This is a genomic window from Mesorhizobium sp. M1396, assembly GCF_040317725.1.
GTDB lineage: Bacteria > Pseudomonadota > Alphaproteobacteria > Rhizobiales > Rhizobiaceae > Mesorhizobium.
In genome coordinates, this window is sequence record NZ_JAMYLA010000142.1 from 1 (window position 1) to 1,403 (window position 1,403).

Below are 1,403 nucleotides of genomic sequence, written 5' to 3' on the forward strand. Positions count from 1 at the left end.
TAATGCAGTTCACTTAAGTTGGGCTGGATGAGGATCTGGTAAGACCTATCGAGCAGGATGGAGATTCGTTTCCATCCTGTTCGTGTTTTGAGATGCCAGGTCGCATAGGACATTCAGCCGATTTGTCGGCACTTTCGGGTGCAATTGATCCGGAATGGATCGCCCAGGCGCTTGCCAGCAGCGGCAAGGCGAGCATCCGCAAACGCAAGCTCCCCGCCGAGCAAGTTGTCTGGCTGGTGATTGCGCTTTCCTTGTATCGTCATCAGTCGATGCCTGAGGTGGTGGCCCATCTGGATCTGGTGTTGCCCGATGAGGTGAACCCGGACATTGCCAAGAGCGCCTTGACGCAGGCCCGCCAGCGCTTGGGCCAGGCGCCGCTGGCGCAGTTGTTTGCGATGAGCGCGACATGCTGGGACGCGCGCCACCAATGCGGGCGAGCCTGGCGGGGTCTTGCGCGCTATGCCGTGGATGGCAGCACACTGCGTGTCGCCGACAGCGTGGAGAACCGCGCGCATTTTGGAGCGCAAGCCTATGCATCCGGCGTTGTTGCAAGTTATCCGCAGCTACGGCTCTTGACCCTGACGGCGCTCGCCACGCATCTGGTGCGTGATGCGGTGTTTGGGATCTACGGCAAGAACGAGATGCTCTATGCCAAGAGCTTGCTCGACCAAGTGCCGGATCATTCCCTGACGGTCTTCGACAAGGGCTTTTTCAGCGCCAGCCTGCTGCTGCAGCTTCAATCGAAGGGCAAGCAACGTCATTGGCTGCTGCCCGCCAAAGGCAACAGTGCATGGCAGCGCCTGGACCAGAACGCCACCGACTATCGGGTGCGCATGAAAGTCTCGCCGCAGGCCCGCGAGGCCGAGCCCGACTTGCCGCCATTCTGGGAAGCCCGGGCGATCGAGACCGTCAACCGGCACGGGCAAAAGCGAATATTGCTAACCTCGTTGATGGACAAGAAGGCCTATCCTGCCCAGGAGATCGTGCAGCAATACGAAGACCGCTGGCGGATCGAAACCAGCTATCGGGAGCTGAAACAGGAGCTTCTTGGCAGCGAATTGACGCTGCGCAGCGGCACACCGCAAACTGTTTATCAGGAAGTCTGGGGAGCCTTGTTGGCTTACAATCTGGTGCGGCTGGAAATGGCCGAGGTTGCCTCTGAAGCCGAGGTCAAGCCAACCGAATTGAGCTTCACCACAGCCCTGCACTACATTCGTCACGAATGGGGATGGATGGCGATCGAAGCGCCAGCGAAACTCCCCGCACACCTCATCCGATTAAGACAAAGGCTGGGAGACCTCATCCTCCCAAAAACACGGGGGCGATCATGCCCCCGTGTCGTCAAAAGGCTACCAGCCAAATATCCTGTCAGAACACTGAAGGTGCCTAAGTGAACTGCATTA

Annotated in this window: 1 protein-coding gene; it reads left to right on the plus strand. The window is 58.7% G+C overall.

The genetic code is table 11. The features are described from left to right. Positions 1 to 122 precede the first annotated feature (122 nt). Positions 123 to 1,394, plus strand: a complete 1,272-nt coding sequence (locus NKH02_RS34325) for an IS4 family transposase (protein WP_352665140.1) — start codon at positions 123 to 125, stop codon at positions 1,392 to 1,394. Positions 1,395 to 1,403 lie beyond the last annotated feature (9 nt).